We start from the raw sequence: 14,412 nt of genomic DNA on the forward strand, positions 1-14,412 counted from the left end.
CCGCAATGCCCAGCCCACTGCGCCCGGAGCAACGCCGGCTCCCCCTGCACGTGCATATCAGCGTCATGTTCACCTTTCTGCTGTTGCTCACCGGGGTCGTGCTGGGGCTGTTCAACTACCGGCAGACCACGCAGATCATTCTGTCGAGCAGCGAAAAGCTGTTCGAGCGCATCGAGCTGGATGTGCGCGTCGATCTGCAATCGACCTACGCGCCGATCCGGCACCTGCTAAGCCTGCTCGCGGACAACACCGGGACACAGGCCTCCGCCCTTGAACAGCGCCTGACACTGCTCAAACCGTTCAGCCAGTCACTGGCGGACAACCCGGACCTGGCCTCGTTGTATCTGGGTTACGACAACGGTGATTTCTTCATGGTGCGGCCGTTGCGCACCGCATCATTGAAAACCTTGCTCAAGGCGCCGGACACTGCGGCCTATCAGGTCTGGAGCATCGAGCATGACGTCAATGGCGGCGTCCGGTCACAGTCGCTGTTCTTCGATCAGGCGTTGTCGGCGGTCGGTCATCACGACAATCCGGACGATGCCTACGACCCGCGCAGCCGAAGCTGGTACACCGGCGCACAAAAACACAACGAGCAGATCACCACCGAACCCTACGTGTTCTTTTCCACCCACAATGTCGGCACCACCCTCGCCCGGCGCAGCGGTGAGCATGCAGTGATCGCTGCCGACCTGACCCTCGACGCGCTGTCGGCGACCCTGACCAAACACGTGGTGACGCCAGCGACAGAAATTGTCCTCTTCGACGCTGAAGGCAACGCCGTAGCGTACCCCGACAGCCGCCGGCTGATCGTCGATGACCGTACTGCGCGTCTGGCCAAGGCAGCCGACCTGAGTCCGAGCCTGCATGCCCTGCTGTCTGCCGATCATCAGGGCAAACGCCTGAATGCTGACGGGCGACGCTGGATCGTCGCCCGCAGCAGCCTGCAGGAAGGTGGTCCGAAAGGTTTGCAGATGGCCTTGCTGGTCCCGGAAGACGAGTTGCTGGTCGATGCCTATCGCATGCGTTGGCAGGGGGCGCTGATCACCCTCGCCACCCTGCTGTTGTGCCTGCCGCTGGGCTGGTTGATCTCGCGGATTCTGGTCAAGCCGCTGCATGCACTGGTCAAGGAAGCCGACGCCATCCGCAGCTTCGATTTCAACTTTCCCGTGACCCGTCGCTCGCCGGTGCTGGAGGTCGACCAGTTGAGCCTGTCGATGGCGCGGATGAAGGACACCCTGGCCAGCTTCTTTCGCATCACCGACAGCCTGACCGCCGAAACCCGCTTCGCCCCGCTGCTGCAACGGGTGTTGTTCGAAACGGTGCAGATTGCCCAGGCTCAGGCGGGGCTGATCTACCTGCGGGAAAGTGATGGCAACCGCATGGAACCTTACGGACTGGTGGTCGATGGCACCTCACAGACGCTGGCTGCCTTCGATATCCAGGGACACAACCTCGACGCCATCCAGGGCCCCAGCTGGTTTGAGCAACTGGCGAAGGCCGACAACGTAGTGAGCAGCCTCGGCTTCGAACAGGCTGCCGACCTGCAAAAAGTACTGCTGGCCATGGACACGCCGCGCGTACACCTGATCGGGATCCGTCTGCATAACCGGCACAACGAGACAATCGGTCTGCTGGTATTGCTGATCAGCGACAGCGGCACCCCGGCCGACCTTGAAAAACTGCGCCCCGATCGCATCGCCTTCCTGCAAGCGGTGTCCGGCGCGGCGGCGGTGAGCATCGAGAGCCAGCGCCTGCAAGCACGGCAGAAACAGCTGCTCGATGCGTTCATTCAATTGCTCGCCGGCGCCATCGATGCGAAGAGTCCTTACACCGGTGGCCATTGCCAACGCGTGCCGGAACTGACCCTGATGCTCGCCCACGCTGCGGCGGCGAGCGAAGCCCCGGCCTTCAGCGACTACCAGCCCAGTGAGGATGAATGGGAAGCCTTGCACATCGCTGCGTGGCTGCACGACTGCGGCAAGGTCACAACCCCGGAATACGTCGTCGACAAAGCCACCAAACTGGAAACCCTGAACGATCGTATCCATGAAATCCGCACCCGCTTCGAAGTGCTCAAGCGCGATGCCTGGATCAGCTACTGGCAAGCTCTGGCATCGGGTGGGGACGAACGACAACTGGCCAGCCTGCGCGACACGACGCTGGCGGCTCTGGATGACGATTTCAGTTTCGTTGCCCGCTGTAACCTGGGCAGTGAGGCCATGGCTGACGCCGATCTTCAACGTCTTGAGGGCATTGCGCAGCGCACCTGGACACGCACGCTGGATGACCGATTGGGCGTTTCATGGGAGGAAAACCGGCGTCAGGCACGCACACCGGCACCGACCCTACCGGTCAGCGAAAAGTTACTGTCCGACAAGCCCGAACACCTGCTCGAACGCGCCGACAGCGAGCTGATTCCGGAAGACAATCCATGGGGATTCAAACTCGACGTCCCGCGCTACAAATACAACCGCGGCGAGCTCCACAACCTGAGCATTCCTCGCGGCACACTGACCCGAGAAGAGCGATACATCATCAATCACCATATGGTGCAGACGATCCTGATGCTCAGCCATCTGCCCTTCCCCGGGCATCTGAACAACGTGGCGGAAATTGCTGGCGGCCATCACGAAAAAATGGACGGCACCGGTTACCCGAAACGCTTGAAACGCGAGGAAATGAGCCTGCCGGCACGGATGATGGCGATTGCCGACATCTTCGAAGCGCTGACCGCCGCCGACCGCCCATACAAAAAGGCCAAGACCCTCAGCGAGGCGCTGGGAATCATGGCCACCATGTGCCGTGAGGCGCATATCGATGCCGAGCTGTTCGGCCTGTTCATCCGCGAAGGCCTTTACCTGCAATACGCCAGTCGGTTCCTCGACCCGCAACAGATCGATGCGGTCGATCCCGCAGGCGTGCTGCGCAAGGCGGGCCTGGCAGCGTGATCAGCAGTCGGTCAGGCGTAGGAAGATTGCTGCCAGTCGTTCGATTCCGGCCTGATCGTCTGCGCCGAAACGCGAAAGCTTCGGGCTGTCGAGGTCGAGCACACCGATCAGGCGACCATCCTTGACCAACGGCACCACCAGTTCGCTGTTCGACGCGCTGTCACAGGCGATGTGGCCGGGGAACGCGTGAACGTCTTCGACCCGTTGTGTCTGCAGGCTGGCCGCCGCCGCACCACACACACCGCGACCGAACGGAATACGCACGCAAGCGATCTGGCCCTGGAACGGGCCGAGCACCAGTTCTTCATTGCGATTAAGGTAGAAGCCGGCCCAGTTCAGATCATCGAGCTGGTTGAACAGGAACGCCGAAAACTGCGCAGCATTGGCGATGAAATCGCGCTCGTCCGCCAGCAGCGACTCCAGTTGTGCGGCCAACATGCCATAGCCTTCGAGGCCCTGGCCGCTCTGTTGCAAATCAATCATGCCTTGTGCTCCAGCAATTTCAGTCCCACCCAGTACCGGGCGAATTGGTACGCGCAACGCCCGTTGCGGTTGCCACGGCCGGTTGCCCAGCGCACGGCGAGAATGTCCAGTTGTTCGTCGCGCTGCCAGGTCAGGCCGGCCTTGGCGGCCAGTTGCCCGATCCAGTGTTCGACGACATTGAGAAAATGTTCCTGGGTAAACGGATAGAACGACAGCCACAGGCCAAAGCGATCCGACAGGGCAATCTTGTCTTCAACCGCTTCGCTCGGATGCAGTTCGCCGTCGACGCGCTTCCAGTTTTCGTTGTCGCTTTCCTTTTCCGGCACCAGGTGGCGCCGGTTGGAAGTGGCGTACAGCAACACGTTGTCCGGCGCCTGCTCCAGCGAGCCATCCAGCACGCTTTTCAGCACGCGGTAATCGCCTTCGCCGGATTCGAACGACAGGTCATCGCAGAACAGCACGAAACGCTGCGGCAACTTGGCGATCTGCTCCACCACCCGTGGCAGGTCGGCCAGGTGATCGCGCTCGATCTCGATCAGGCGCAGGCCGGCCTTGGCGTGTTCGGCCAGCAATGCTCGCACCAGCGAGGATTTACCGGTACCGCGCGAGCCCCAGAGCAGCGCATGGTTGGCCGGCATGCCGTCGAGGAACTGCTGGGTATTTCGACCCAGTTGCTCCAGTTGCCGATCGACACCGATCAAGTCCGACAGACGCATGTCGAGGCTGACTTCCAGCGGCAGCAGATAGCCGCTGCGACCATCGCGCTGCCAGCGCGCAGCCAGGCAGGTGCCCCAGTCGATGACCGGGCGTGGCGCCGGCAGCAGCGGTTCGATCCGCGCCAGAACCGACTCGGCGCGCTCAAGAAAAGCATTCAATCGGGAATCCACGTCTTCTCCTCGGGCTGGTTCACAGTAATGATGGCGATACAGCGACGACCGATAGCGTTCGACACCCGGCCCGGCCCTTGTTACAAGGCGATGCGGGAACTCCGGTATCCATGCATGATCGACTATGCTTGAGCAGCGAAGGGAAACGTAAGTGGTTCAACACCCCATGGATATCAAATTCACCCACCGGCTGTCATACAAACAGGCCCGGCTTACCGTGCTGGTCGGGTTCATTCTGGGCACGCTGCTCAGTCTGCTGCAAATCGGCATCGATTATGCCAGTGAAGACGCCTCCATCAACCGTGAAATCCTGTCTTTGCTGGAAATCAGCCATAACCCGGCCTCGCGCATCGCCTACAACATCGATGCCGAGCTGGCCCAGGAACTCACGCTGGGCCTGCTGCGCTCGCCGGCCATCATTTCCGCGCAACTGACCGACAACAATCAGACGGTGCTGGCCAGCGTCAAACGCCCGGAATTGCAAAGCGGCTATCGGTTGATCAGCGACTTTCTGTTCGGCGCCAAACGCGAGTTCGAAGACCGGCTCTATCTCGACCACTTGCCCAACGAATCCCTCGGTACGTTAAGCCTGGAAGTGGACACCTATGCCTTCGGCAGCCGCTTCCTGCGCCGGGCCGAAATCACGCTGCTCAACGGGTTTGCCCGCAGCCTGATCCTGACCGGCATCCTGCTGGCGCTGTTCTACGTGATGCTGACCAAGCCGCTGGTGCGGGTGATCCGTGAACTCAGCGGACGCGATCCGCGCAGCGCCGAACCGACCACTCTGGAATGCCCCGGCGGACACGCCAACGACGAGATCGGCGTGCTGGTGAAGGTCGCCAACCAGCAGTTCGAGAACATCGCCACGGAAATCCAGCAACGGCGCACCGCGGAAAACCGCCTCACCGACTACCTCGCCCAACTCGAAGACATCGTGTCGGCACGCACCGCCGAACTGAAGGCCATCAACGCCCGCCTCAGCCAGTCCAACGAGGAACTGGAAGTCGCCCGCAGCACCGCACTGGACATGGCAGAGGCCCGCTCGGCGTTCCTCGCCAACATGAGCCACGAGATCCGCACTCCGCTCAACGGCCTGCTGGGCATGATCGCGCTGTCCCTCGACGGCCCGCTCAATGGCGAACAACAGCAGCAACTGTCGATTGCCCACGACTCGGGCAAGGTGCTGGTGGAGTTGCTCAACGATATTCTTGATCTGTCGAAATTCGATGCCGGGCAACTGGAGCTCGAGCACATCCCCTTCGACCTCGGTTCGCTCGTTGAAGACACCGCCAACCTGCTGTCACAGAATGCGGCGCCAAGCGTCGAGCTGACGTGTCTGATCGATCCGCACTTTCCGGCGCTGGTACTCGGCGATCCGACCCGGGTCAGGCAGATTGTCAGCAACCTGCTGTCCAACGCCCTGAAGTTCACCCGCTTCGGCCGGGTCGATGTGCGTTTGTCGACCTGGAAGGACGGCGTGCGCATCGAAGTCTGCGATACCGGCATCGGCATTGCCCAGGAAGCCCAGGTGAAGATTTTCCAGCCATTCACCCAGGCCGGGGCCGGTATCACTCGCCAGTACGGCGGCACCGGACTGGGCCTGGCGCTGACCTACAACCTGTGCGAAGCCATGGAGGGGCGCCTGACGATCAGCTCCGAGGTCGGTTTCGGCAGCCAGTTCTGTGCCGAACTGCCACTGCCCTGCCACACCCGCGCGGTCATTCCGGCACAACTGCATGGCAGCGTGCTTGCCATCACCACGGCGGCCAGCGGCCTGTCAGAGCTGCTGAGCAGTCTGTTGCCGGTCTGGGGCCTGTCGTACGAGCAGCGCACGATTGAAGCGTCACTGCTCGGCCCGTCACCGGACATCATCATCACGGATTGCCCCGAATGCCTGTTCGGCCTGCGGCCGACCATGACCGCACCGATTCTGCTGGTAACGGCTTACGGCAGTTTCCTGCCGGGCGAAGAAGCTGCCGCCCTCGCTCCGCTGCAACAGCAGGCTCGCCCCCTGGCACGCAACGCGCTGTATCAGAATCTGCGCAGAACCCTGCAACCAGACATCACCACCATCGACCGCGGGCGGCTTGAAAGCGTGCCGTCACAGCGTCGGGGACGGGTGTTGCTGGTGGAAGACAACCCGGTCAACCAACTGGTGGCCAAGGGCATGCTCGGTAAACTCGGTTGCGATGTCATCGTCGCGGCCCATGGCGCAGAAGCGCTTGATCAACTGGAACACCACGAATTCGATCTGGTGCTGATGGACTGCAACATGCCGGTGATGGACGGTTACGAAGCGAGCCGGCAGATCCGCCAGAGCGGTCGCTGGCCGCACTTGCCGATCGTGGCGTTGACGGCCAACGCCATGTCCGAGGAGCGCGAGCGCTGCCGGGCGGCGGGCATGAGCGACTACCTGGCCAAGCCCTTCCGCCGCGAAGAACTGGCCGCGCTGCTGGATCAGTGGATACCGACTACGACAGCGCTTTGATTTGCCCCAGCAGATGATCAAGCCCGGTGCGCAGCTCGTTGAGCCGATCCAGGTCCACGCCACTGTCGCACAGCAACCGGTCCTTCAACGGCCCGACCTGCTTGCGCAGTGCCAGCCCTTGGGACGTGAGGCTCAGATGAACCTCACGCTCGTCCCGCGCCGAACGTTGACGCTGCACCAGTTGCAGTTGCTCCAGACGCTTGAGCAGCGGCGTCAGCGTCCCGGAATCCAGCGCCAGACGCTCGCCCAGCGCCTTGACCGTCGGTTGCTCCGGCGCCGCTTCCTGCCATTCCCACAACACCAGCATCGCCAGATATTGCGGGTAGGTCAGCCCGAGCTGATCGAGCATCGGCTTGTAGGCACGGATCACCGCCCGGGACGCGGCGTACAGCTTGAAGCACAACTGACTGTCGAGCTTCAGCGCATCGGCTGACAGATCGTTCATTTGAGCAGGGCTTCGATCTCGCGGCTAAGGTCCTGCGGCTTGGTGGCCGGGGCGAAGCGCTTGACCAACTGGCCGTCCTTGCCGATCAGGAATTTGGTGAAGTTCCACTTGATGCCCTGGGAGCCCAGAACACCCGGTGCGCGTTTCTTCAATTGCACGAACAGCGGATGCGCACCGGTGCCGTTGACTTCGATCTTCTTGAACAGCGGGAAGCTGACGCCGTAATTGAGCTCGCAGAACTCGCTGATCGCACCCTCGTTGCCGGGTTCCTGCTTGCCGAACTGGTTGCACGGAAAGCCCAGTACCACCAGCCCCTGATCCTTGTAAGTCTGCCAAAGCTCCTCAAGGCCCTTGTATTGCGGGGTGAAACCGCACTTGCTGGCAGTGTTGACCACCAGCACTGCCTTGCCGGCGAAATCGGCCAGGGTCTTTTGCTCACCCTTGATGGTGGTGCACGGGATGGTCAGCAGGTTATCGCTCATGGTGCGCACTCCGGGAAGTTGAGAAGCTGCAAAAATAGCGAGCAATTGAATTGTGTGCAATTTAATTATCCGAAAGGCGATCCGAAGATCGCCCGCATCGGTTATTCGCGCGGCACCAGGTCCAGGCACACCGAGTTGATGCAGTAACGCAGACCGGTCGGCGGCGGGCCGTCGGGAAATACGTGGCCGAGGTGCGCGTCGCAACGGGCGCATTTCACTTCGGTGCGGATCATGCCGTGGCTGGTGTCGCGGATTTCGGTCATCGCGCTCTCGCCGATCGGCGCGTAGAAGCTGGGCCAGCCGCAACCGGAGTCGAATTTGGTCCTGGAATCGAATAGCGGCTCATTGCAGCAGACGCAGTGATAGACGCCGTCGGTCTTGGTGGCGTTGTATTTGCCCGAGAACGGTCGCTCGGTAGCACTGAGACGACACACGTTGTATTGCTCCGGGTCGAGCATCGCGCGCCATTCTTCCAGAGTCTTTTCTATCTTTTCCATCATCACACCTCAGCGGCTGAAAAAGCCCGATCTGTACCTTTTCCACGGATCGGGCGGCACGTATGATTGCGCCTCGTCACACGCCAGTCTGGCAGCGGGATCCTGCGCGTTCAAACGGATTGTTGGAAACCGCCGCTCAAGACGCCTGCCTGTGTGAAGACGCAGGATTCCCAGCACGGTTGTCCATTCGCCGCCTGGATCGTTCATTTTCGGGATCACATCGCCATGCAGTTCAGCAAATCGAACAAGCTCGCCAACGTCTGCTACGACATTCGCGGCCCGGTGCTCAAGCACGCCAAACGCCTGGAAGAGGAAGGTCATCGCATCCTCAAGCTGAACATCGGCAACCCGGCGCCCTTTGGTTTCGAAGCGCCGGACGAAATTCTCCAGGATGTGATCCGCAACCTGCCGACCGCCCAGGGCTACAGCGATTCCAAAGGCCTGTTCAGCGCGCGCAAGGCCGTCATGCAGTACTACCAGCAGAAGCAGGTCGAAGGTGTCGGCATCGAAGACATCTACCTGGGCAACGGCGTGTCCGAGCTGATCGTGATGTCGTTGCAGGCCCTGCTCAACAACGGTGACGAAGTGCTGGTCCCGGCACCTGACTATCCGCTGTGGACCGCAGCGGTGAGCCTGGCCGGCGGTAACGCGGTGCACTACCTGTGCGACGAAGGCGCCGACTGGTTCCCGGACCTGGCCGACATGAAGGCCAAGATTACCCCGAACACCAAGGCCATGGTGATCATCAACCCGAACAACCCGACCGGCGCGGTGTATTCGAAGGAAGTGTTGCTGGGCATGCTGGAACTGGCCCGCCAGCACAACCTGGTGGTGTTCTCCGACGAGATCTACGACAAGATTCTTTACGACGACGCCGTGCACATCTGCACCGCTTCGCTGGCGCCGGATCTGCTGTGCCTGACCTTCAACGGTCTGTCGAAGTCGTATCGCGTGGCGGGTTTCCGTTCCGGCTGGATCGCCATTTCCGGGCCGAAACACAACGCCCACAGCTACATCGAAGGCATCGACATGCTGGCCAACATGCGCCTGTGTGCCAACGTGCCGAGCCAGCACGCGATCCAGACCGCCCTCGGCGGCTATCAGAGCATCAACGACCTGGTGCTGCCGCAAGGTCGCCTGCTGGAACAGCGCAACCGCACCTGGGAGTTGCTCAACGACATTCCCGGCGTGAGCTGTGTGAAGCCGATGGGCGCCCTGTATGCATTCCCGAAGATCGACCCGAAAATCTGCCCGATCCACAACGACGAGAAATTCGTCCTCGACCTGCTGCTGTCCGAAAAGCTGCTGGTGGTTCAGGGCACAGCGTTCAACTGGCCGTGGCCGGATCACTTCCGCGTCGTGACCCTGCCGCGGGTCGATGACCTGGACATGGCCATCGGGCGCATCGGCAACTTCCTCAAGTCCTACCGCCAGTAACCGGCCATCCGTGCGCAACGAGCCTTTCGTTGCGCACTGTCTGATTCAGCAACACTTCTGCTCTGCCCCTCCTCCAGCACCTTCTACACTTGCGACTCATACAAATCATGCGTGCCTGACGCAATGAGACCGGGTGGCCCGTGCCTGTCATCCATACCGGGTTCGGTAGTGGGAAATCTCCCATGCCCGGAGAATCCGGTGTAGGACACAGTTTGAAATAGTCACTCGGTTGAATCACCCGGTGCCGCGCCTTATATACCCCGCAGTACGCTACATCTTTAGCTTGAGGAGATTTCTACAACCATGATGCGCATCCTGCTGTTTTTGGCCACTAACCTGGCGGTCGTGCTGATAGCCAGCATCACCCTGAGCCTGTTCGGCTTCAACGGGTTCATGGCGGCCAACGGGGTTGACCTCAACCTCAGTCAGCTGCTGGTCTTCTGTGCCGTCTTTGGTTTCGCCGGTTCGCTGTTCTCGCTGTTCATCTCCAAGTGGATGGCGAAGATGAGCACGAGCACCCAGATCATTACCCAGCCGCGCACCCGTCACGAACAATGGCTGATGCAGACCGTCGAGCAACTGTCCCGCGAAGCCGGGATCAAGATGCCCGAAGTCGGGATTTTCCCGGCCTACGAAGCGAACGCGTTCGCCACCGGCTGGAACAAGAACGACGCACTGGTCGCGGTGAGCCAGGGCTTGCTCGAGCGCTTCAAGGAAGACGAAGTGAGGGCCGTACTGGCCCACGAGATCGGCCACGTGGCCAACGGTGACATGGTCACCCTGGCGCTGATCCAGGGCGTGGTGAACACCTTCGTGATGTTCTTCGCACGGATCATCGGCAACTTCGTCGACAAGGTGATCTTCAAGAATGAAGAAGGCCAGGGTACGGCCTATTACATCGCAACCATTTTCGCCGAACTGGTGCTGGGCATTCTGGCCAGCGCGATCGTGATGTGGTTCTCGCGCAAACGCGAGTTCCGAGCCGACGATGCCGGTGCCCGCCTGGCCGGTACGGGCGCGATGATCAACGCATTGCAGCGCCTGCGCGCCGAACAGGGTCTGCCGGTGCACATGCCTGATACCCTGAACGCCTTCGGCATCAACGGCGGCATCAAACAGGGTCTGGCCCGTATGTTCATGAGCCACCCGCCGCTGGAAGAGCGTATCGACGCCCTGCGTCGTCGCGGCTGATCAGCCCCGCTCAAACAGAAAGGCCCGCAGTGATGCGGGCCTTTTTTGTGCCTGTTACTGAGCGGTAAGGCAGTAAACCCGCTCCTCCAGCCTTGTCACTCCCGCCTGCAGGAACTTCCCGCTTTCGCTCAGCACGTCCTGTTCCTCCAGCGCCTGTACCGCCCAGCCACTACCAAACAGCTGCTGCACCTCGGCATCTGTCACCGCAAACGGTGGACCGGGCATCTGAGCCTGATCGTAATCCAGCGTGATCAGCAAACCACGCAGCCCCGTCGGCAGGATGTTCAACAAATGCGCCGCATAGCGCTCACGCATTGGCGCCGGCAAGGCGATCAGCGCCGCACGGTCATACAGCGCCGTGCAATCGGCCACATCGCTCGCGGACAAGGCGAAGAAATCCCCGCACCTCAACTCGATCGCCCCGGCCCGATAAACCTTGAAGCCGCCCTCTCCGCTGATCTGCGGCTGCAATTGCTGCTCACGGAAGAAGTCCTCGACAGCCTTCTCGGACAGCTCGACACCGAGAACCCGATACCCCTGACCGGCCAGCCACAACAGATCCAGGCTTTTACCGCATAACGGCACCAGTACCCTCGACTGCGCCGGGATTGCCAGATTGGACCAATGTCGCTGCAAATAAGGGTTCACCTCAGGCTGATGAAAGCCGATCTGGTTCGATTCCCACTTCTTGTGCCAAAACTCCGGCTGCATGCTTCCTCCTAAGAATTCGATCAAAAAGCGTTAAAACTTATATTGGAATTAGATCAATGAACTGACTGAAGATGAACCATCTTAACGCTCAGGAACCCTTCCATGTTTCCCAGCCTGTTTATCTCTCACGGCTCGCCCATGCTGGCGCTGGAGCCCGGTGCCAGCGGCCCGGCCCTGGCGCGTCTGGCCGCCGAACTGCCACGCCCGAAAGCCATTGTCATCGTTTCCGCCCATTGGGAAAGCCATGAGCTGCTGGTCAGCAGCCATCCGCAACCGGAAACCTGGCACGATTTCGGCGGCTTCCCCCGCGCATTGTTTGAAGTGCAGTACCCGGCACCGGGTAATCCGCAATTGGCGCAAGCGGTCGCCGATCTGCTGACCGCCAACAACCTGCCGGCACGCCTCGACCCGCAACGACCATTCGACCATGGTGTGTGGGTTCCGCTGTCGCTGATGTATCCGCAGGCCGATATTCCGGTGGTTCAGGTGTCCCTGCCCAGCCGTGGCGGCCCGGCGTTGCAGACCCGGGTCGGTCATGCATTGGCCAGTCTGCGCGACCAGGGCATTCTGTTGATCGGCTCCGGCAGCATCACCCATAACCTGCGTGAGCTGGACTGGCATGCCGGCCCGGAAAGCGTCGAGCCGTGGGCGCGGGATTTCCGCGACTGGATAGTCGACAAGCTCGCTACCAACGACGAAGCCGCATTGCACGGTTACCGCCAGCAGGCACCGAACGCCGTGCGCAACCATCCGAGTGATGAACATCTGCTGCCGCTGTACTTCGCCCGCGGCGCCGGCGGTGAGTTCAGCATTGCGCACCAAGGGTTCACCATGGGGGCGCTGGGCATGGACATCTACCGCTTCGGCTGATGCCCAAATCGCAGGCAAAAAAAATCCCCGAACCAGTCGGGGATTTTTTATGTTCGATCAATCAGCCCGGGGGCGGATCAATCTTCGCGGTAGCGACGCAGCTTCAGCTGCTTGCCGGCAACGCGAGTGTCCTTCAGTTTGGTCAGGAGTTTGTCCAGACCATCTTCCGGCAGCTCGACGAGGCTGAAGCTGTCACGCACCTGGATGCGACCGATGGCTTCACGTGCCAGACCACCTTCGTTGAGGATGGCGCCCAGCAGGTTTTTCGCCGCGATACCGTCACGCGCGCCCAGCGCGGTACGGCAACGGGCACGGCCTTCGCCCAGCGGCATCGGCGCACGACGCTCACGGTCACCACGGTCCGGACGATCACCGGAACGCTCAGGACGGTCGCCACGTGGAGCGCTGTTCGGCACCAGTGGACGTTCCTTCTCGATCGCTGCCAGGTTCAGCGCCTGACCATTGGTGGCCTTGCGCAGCAGCGCGGCAGCCAGGGCACGCGGGGTGCAACCGATGTCGGCGGTCAGGCGATCCAGCAGATCACCGTGAGTCGATTCGGCGTCAGCCACCAGCGGCGACAGACTGTTGGTCAGTTTCTTGATGCGGGCATCGAGAACGGCCTGGGCGTCCGGCAGACGCACTTCGGCAACTTTCTGACCGGTCACACGCTCGATAACCTGCAGCATGCGGCGCTCACGCGGAGTCACCAGCAGCAGCGCGCGGCCTTCGCGACCGGCACGGCCGGTACGGCCGATACGGTGCACGTAGGATTCCGGATCGTACGGCATGTCCACGTTGAATACGTGGGTGATGCGCGGAACGTCCAGACCACGGGCGGCTACGTCGGTCGCCACAACGATGTCCAGACGGCCATCTTTCAGCGAGTCGATCACGCGCTCACGCTGGTTCTGGGCGATGTCGCCGTTCAACGCTGCGGCTTTGTAGCCTTTGGCGTCGAGGGCGCTGGCCAGATCCAGGGTCGCTTGCTTGGTGCGCACGAACATGATCAGAGCGTCGAAGTCTTCCACTTCCAGCAAGCTGAGAACGGCAGAGGTCTTCTGGTCAGCGTGAACCAACAGGTGAGCCTGTTCGATCGCGGTAACGGTCTGGGTCTTGCTCTGGATCTTCACGTGCTTTGGATCGCGCAGGTGACGCTCGGCGATGGCACGGATCGATTGCGGCAGGGTCGCCGAGAACAATACGGTCTGACGGGTTTCCGGCATGGCCTTGAAGATGACTTCGAGGTCGTCCATGAAGCCCAGTTTGAGCATTTCGTCTGCTTCGTCGAGAACCAGGTGGTTCACGGTCTGCAGTACTTTTTCGTCGCGACGCAGGTGGTCGCACAGACGGCCCGGAGTGGCGACAACGATCTGTGCGCCATTACGGATTGCTTTCAATTGTGGGCCCATCGGCGCGCCGCCGTAGACAGCCACAACAGTTACGCCCGGCATTTGCTTGGCGTAGGTTTCGAAAGCGGTTGCAACTTGTAGCGCCAACTCACGAGTTGGGGCCAGGATCAGAGCTTGCGGCTCGCGCTTGGACGGATCAATGCGGTGCAGGATAGGCAGGGCAAAGGCAGCGGTTTTACCGGTACCGGTTTGCGCCTGACCAATCATATCGTGACCGGCGAGGATGATCGGGATCGACTGCTGCTGAATGGCCGAAGGCTCTTCATAGCCGGTAGCGACTACTGCAGCGACAATATTGGGATGAAGTTCAAGAGCGGCGAAGCCGCCGATTTCCTGGGTCATGGGTCTGCCTCTAAGTGCATCCGCAAAGACCCATGCTCCAAAGCTGCACATGCCGTGTTGAGACTCAAGAGTCGCCCTGGCAGCTTTGTCGGCGGGGATTTGCGAAAACGAATGAATGAAAAAGAATCGTCAAGGAAGAGCCCGCAGTGCGGACGTGCAGCCGAAGCTGACTTCGGGGAATTGCGCTACCTAAACGCGGCCCGGTTAAAGGCCGGCGCG

At 61.1% G+C, this 14,412-nt stretch carries 12 protein-coding genes; 5 read left to right on the plus strand and 7 right to left on the minus strand.

What is annotated here, in order from left to right; genetic code table 11:
• Nucleotides 1-5 precede the first annotated feature (5 nt).
• A complete protein-coding gene (locus tag IF189_RS19780; RefSeq protein WP_134827656.1) occupies nt 6-2,951 on the plus strand; it encodes an HD domain-containing phosphohydrolase in 2,946 nt (981 codons plus the stop codon).
• On the opposite strand, the gene IF189_RS19785 is transcribed toward IF189_RS19780, so the two are convergent.
• Both IF189_RS19785 and IF189_RS19790 read right to left on the minus strand, forming a co-directional pair.
• Nucleotides 2,952-3,434 (minus strand): GAF domain-containing protein, encoded by a 483-nt coding sequence (locus IF189_RS19785; RefSeq protein WP_085710746.1) that lies wholly within the window; start codon nt 3,432-3,434, stop codon nt 2,952-2,954.
• The gene (locus IF189_RS19790; RefSeq protein WP_085710747.1) at nt 3,431-4,321 is read right to left on the minus strand and encodes an ATP-binding protein; all 891 of its coding nucleotides are present in this window, start codon (nt 4,319-4,321) and stop codon (nt 3,431-3,433) included. Before IF189_RS19790 ends, IF189_RS19785 begins: the two co-directional genes overlap by 4 nt.
• Before the next feature lie 166 nt (nt 4,322-4,487).
• Between IF189_RS19790 and IF189_RS19795 the strand changes: the two genes are divergently transcribed.
• Nucleotides 4,488-6,809, plus strand: coding sequence for a response regulator (locus IF189_RS19795; RefSeq protein WP_192552134.1), 2,322 nt, complete (start codon nt 4,488-4,490; stop codon nt 6,807-6,809).
• On the opposite strand, the gene IF189_RS19800 is transcribed toward IF189_RS19795, so the two are convergent.
• The 3 genes from IF189_RS19800 to msrB form a co-directional block, all read right to left on the minus strand.
• Complete coding sequence (locus tag IF189_RS19800) at nt 6,793-7,254, minus strand: MarR family winged helix-turn-helix transcriptional regulator (RefSeq protein ID WP_134827658.1); 462 nt, start codon at nt 7,252-7,254, stop codon at nt 6,793-6,795. The two genes, IF189_RS19795 and IF189_RS19800, sit on opposite strands and share 17 nt — an antisense overlap.
• On the minus strand, nt 7,251-7,736 hold the full coding sequence (locus tag IF189_RS19805; RefSeq protein ID WP_085710750.1) for a glutathione peroxidase: 486 nt from the start codon (nt 7,734-7,736) through the stop codon (nt 7,251-7,253). Before IF189_RS19805 ends, IF189_RS19800 begins: the two co-directional genes overlap by 4 nt.
• 101 nt (nt 7,737-7,837) lie before the next feature.
• Complete coding sequence (gene msrB / locus IF189_RS19810; protein WP_119429624.1) at nt 7,838-8,233, minus strand: peptide-methionine (R)-S-oxide reductase MsrB; 396 nt, start codon at nt 8,231-8,233, stop codon at nt 7,838-7,840.
• A 225-nt stretch (nt 8,234-8,458) separates the two neighbouring features.
• On the opposite strand from msrB, the gene IF189_RS19815 reads away from it, so the two are divergent.
• Both IF189_RS19815 and htpX read left to right on the plus strand, forming a co-directional pair.
• Complete coding sequence (locus tag IF189_RS19815; RefSeq protein ID WP_085710751.1) at nt 8,459-9,670, plus strand: pyridoxal phosphate-dependent aminotransferase; 1,212 nt, start codon at nt 8,459-8,461, stop codon at nt 9,668-9,670.
• A gap of 303 nt (nt 9,671-9,973) precedes the next feature.
• Nucleotides 9,974-10,861, plus strand: coding sequence for a protease HtpX (gene htpX / locus IF189_RS19820; RefSeq protein ID WP_085710752.1), 888 nt, complete (start codon nt 9,974-9,976; stop codon nt 10,859-10,861).
• A gap of 54 nt (nt 10,862-10,915) precedes the next feature.
• Here the strand turns inward: htpX and IF189_RS19825 are convergent, their stop codons facing one another.
• Nucleotides 10,916-11,572: a thiopurine S-methyltransferase gene (locus IF189_RS19825; RefSeq protein WP_192552135.1), complete on the minus strand. Its 657-nt coding sequence runs from the start codon at nt 11,570-11,572 to the stop codon at nt 10,916-10,918.
• A gap of 102 nt (nt 11,573-11,674) precedes the next feature.
• On the opposite strand from IF189_RS19825, the gene IF189_RS19830 reads away from it, so the two are divergent.
• Nucleotides 11,675-12,442, plus strand: coding sequence for a DODA-type extradiol aromatic ring-opening family dioxygenase (locus IF189_RS19830; protein ID WP_192552136.1), 768 nt, complete (start codon nt 11,675-11,677; stop codon nt 12,440-12,442).
• A gap of 77 nt (nt 12,443-12,519) precedes the next feature.
• Here the strand turns inward: IF189_RS19830 and IF189_RS19835 are convergent, their stop codons facing one another.
• Nucleotides 12,520-14,193 (minus strand): DEAD/DEAH box helicase, encoded by a 1,674-nt coding sequence (locus IF189_RS19835; protein ID WP_007955707.1) that lies wholly within the window; start codon nt 14,191-14,193, stop codon nt 12,520-12,522.
• Nucleotides 14,194-14,412 lie beyond the last annotated feature (219 nt).

This window comes from Pseudomonas sp. IzPS59 (genome assembly GCF_014863505.1).
Taxonomy (GTDB): Bacteria; Pseudomonadota; Gammaproteobacteria; order Pseudomonadales; family Pseudomonadaceae; genus Aquipseudomonas; species Aquipseudomonas kribbensis.